We start from the raw sequence: 3,484 nt of genomic DNA, 5'->3' as shown, positions 1-3,484 counted from the left end.
TTGCATAAAAAAAGCCCCGCATCTTTCGATGCGGGGCTTTTCGAGGTAAGGCGGCGACCTACTCTCCCACTTGGTATAGCAGTACCATCGGCGCTAACGGGCTTAACTTCCCTGTTCGGAATGGAAAGGGGTGGGCCCCGTTGCCATGGCCACCTAAGTCTTCAATATCGTATCGACATAATAATGGGACGGGAATAAGGATAGATATCACATGTATTCTTTGGGCAGGGTACCTTTTCGGGAAGCGAAAGGTGTCGCGGCCCCGACGCCCCCCTTGCGGAGGGGTCGGGGCGCGCATGTGCGCAAGCCTGACGGGCAATTAGTACCACTCGGCTACGGACGTTGCCGCCCTTGCACCTGTGGCCTATCGACGTGGTAGTCTCCCACGGCCCTTTAAAGAGATCTCATCTTGTGGCGGGTTTCGCGCTTATATGCTTTCAGCGCTTATCCCGTCCCGACATAGCTACCCGGCGATGCCCCTGGCGGGACAACCGGTGCACCAGCGGTCGGTCCGACCCGGTCCTCTCGTACTAGGGTCAGCTCCACGCAAATCTCTAACGCCCGCAGTAGATAGAGACCGAACTGTCTCACGACGTTCTGAACCCAGCTCGCGTGCCACTTTAATGGGCGAACAGCCCAACCCTTGGGACCTTCTCCAGCCCCAGGATGTGACGAGCCGACATCGAGGTGCCAAACCCCCCCGTCGATGTGAGCTCTTGGGGGAGATCAGCCTGTTATCCCCGGCGTACCTTTTATCCTTTGAGCGATGGCCCTTCCATGCGGAACCACCGGATCACTATGCTCTTGTTTCCAACCTGATCGACCTGTATGTCTCTCAGTCAAGCGCCCTTGTGCCATTGCACTCTGCACACGATTGCCGACCGTGTTGAGGGCACCTTTAGAAGCCTCCGTTACTCTTTTGGAGGCGACCACCCCAGTCAAACTACCCACCACGCACTGTCCCCTCACAGGGAGGGTTAGGCCCCGGACAAGCAAAGGCTGGTATTTCAACAACGGCTCCACCGCGCCTGGCGACGCGGCTTCGAAGCCTCCCAGCTATCCTACACATTGCTTGACCAAGGTCAATACGAAGCTATAGTAAAGGTGCACGGGGTCTTTTCGTCCCACTGCGGGTAACCGGCATCTTCACCGATACTACAATTTCACCGAGCTCATGGCCGAGACAGTGTCCAGATCGTTGCACCATTCGTGCAGGTCGGAACTTACCCGACAAGGAATTTCGCTACCTTAGGACCGTTATAGTTACGGCCGCCGTTTACCGGGGCTTCAGTTCAACGCTTCCTCCCGAAGGATTCACGTCTCCCCTTAACCTTCCGGCACCGGGCAGGTGTCAGGCCCTATACTTCTTCTCTCGAATTTGCAGAGCCCTGTGTTTTTGATAAACAGTCGCCTGGACCTCTTCACTGCGGCCCTCCTTTGCACAAGTGCATCGGAGGGCGACCCTTCTCCCGAAGTTACGGGTCTATTTTGCCTAGTTCCTTAGCCATGAATCTCTCGAGCGCCTTAGAATACTCATCCCGACCACCTGTGTCGGTTTACGGTACGGGCCGCCTCGCTCGCTTTTCTTGGAAGTCGATACGCTGGATTATCACCTTGGCCGTGGCCTCGGTGTACTATCGGGTCGTTGCCGATCCCTTCAACGTGCAATTCCGTCTGCACGCACCAACCTCTCGCCTCCGTCGCTTTTAGCGCGGGCGGGTACGGGAATGTTGACCCGTTGTCCATCCACTGCCCCTTTCGGGTTCGCGTTAGGTCCCGACTGACCCCCGGCTGATTAGCATAGCCGGGGAAACCTTGGTCTTTCGGCGTGCGGGTTTCTCGCCCGCATTATCGTTACTTATGCCTACATTTTCGTTCGTGCACGCTCCAGGACCCCTCGCAGGTGTCCCTTCGACGCAGGCACGATGCTCCCCTACCCCTTGTACGCCGAGCGTACAAAGCCATGGCTTCGGTAATGTGCTTATGCCCGATCATTATCCATGCGGAACCGCTCGACCAGTGAGCTGTTACGCACTCTTTAAATGAATGGCTGCTTCCAAGCCAACATCCTGGCTGTCAATGCAGTTCCACCGCGTTTTGTCAACTTAGCACATATTTGGGGACCTTAGCCGATGGTCCGGGTTCTTTCCCTCTCGGACATGGACCTTAGCACCCATGCCCTCACTGCGCAGAAACGTTTCATAGCATTCGGAGTTTGTCAGGAATTGGTAGGCGGTGAAGCCCCCGCATCCAATCAGTAGCTCTACCTCTATGAAACTATCTACACGCTGCACCTAAATGCATTTCGGGGAGTACGAGCTATTTCCGAGCTTGATTGGCCTTTCACCCCTACCCACAGGTCATCCCAAGACTTTTCAACGTCAACGGGTTCGGGCCTCCACAGTGTGTTACCACTGCTTCACCCTGCCCATGGGTAGATCGCACGGTTTCGCGTCTACTGCTACTAACTAAGGCGCCCTGTTAAGACTCGCTTTCGCTGCGGCTCCGCCCCTGAAGGGCTTAACCTCGCTAGTAAAAGTAACTCGTAGGCTCATTATGCAAAAGGCACGCCGTCACCCCGAAGGGCTCCGACCGCTTGTAGGCGTATGGTTTCAGGATCTGTTTCACTCCCTTGTTCAGGGTTCTTTTCACCTTTCCCTCACGGTACTGGTCCACTATCGGTCTCCCAGGAGTATTTAGTCTTGGCGGATGGTCCCGCCGGGTTCACACAGGGTTTCACGTGCCCCGCGCTACTCAGGATACCGCTATGGATAACGTCCCTTGCCCATACCGGACTATCACCGTCTATGGTCCCTCTTTCCAAAGGGTTCTGGTTCGTCGCGCATCCAATGTCGCGGTCCTACAACCCCGCCGTTGCCGAAACAACGACGGTTTGGACTAATCCGGTTTCGCTCGCCGCTACTCCCGGAATCACTCTTGTTTTCTCCTCCTCCGGCTACTTAGATGTTTCAGTTCACCGGGTTCGCCCCCCTTGCGGGGTAGTACATCTTCAATGTACTGGGTTGCCCCATTCGGATACCTACGGATCATATCGTGTGTGCCGATCCCCGTAGCTTTTCGCAGCTTATCGCGTCCTTCATCGCCTCTGGGAGCCTAGGCATCCCCCATACGCCCTTTTCCAGCTTGTCGCCAAACCTTCTTTTCCGTATTCGTACTTTACCTAAAAAATTCGTGTAATTCTATTCTTATTCGAGCGTACACCCGTCCGAAAACGGATATACGCCCCGTCCCAATATGTCAATGAACTTTTTTGGTCCCACTCTTAAGGCAGTTTAGAACGCCCTTAAAGGTCAGTGACCAAATACCTTATCAAAATCCCCGGTTCCTCGGAGTTCGCACCCGCGGTGCAACATCCTCGAACCTCGATTTTGAAAATGCCTTGAGAGAACCTCTTTCGCAAGACTTTAAAAAGTGAACTTTTTACGCCTTACGCTTTGCGGTTCCGCTTCTTGAAGCATTTGTC

Annotated in this window: 2 rRNA genes; both read right to left on the bottom strand. The window is 54.8% G+C overall.

Annotation, left to right across the window (positions count from 1 at the left end):
* Positions 1-45: 45 nt before the first annotated feature.
* Positions 46-157, bottom strand: a 5S ribosomal RNA gene (gene rrf / locus FK220_RS19910).
* 141 nt (positions 158-298) lie between these two features.
* Positions 299-3,151: ribosomal RNA gene (locus FK220_RS19905) — 23S ribosomal RNA — on the bottom strand.
* Positions 3,152-3,484 lie beyond the last annotated feature (333 nt).

The organism is Pelagihabitans pacificus, from assembly GCF_009371985.2.
Classification (GTDB): Bacteria; Bacteroidota; Bacteroidia; order Flavobacteriales; family Flavobacteriaceae; genus Pelagihabitans; species Pelagihabitans pacificus.
Note: the sequence above shows the minus strand (reverse complement) of the source record. Positions and strands in the feature narration are given on the sequence as shown.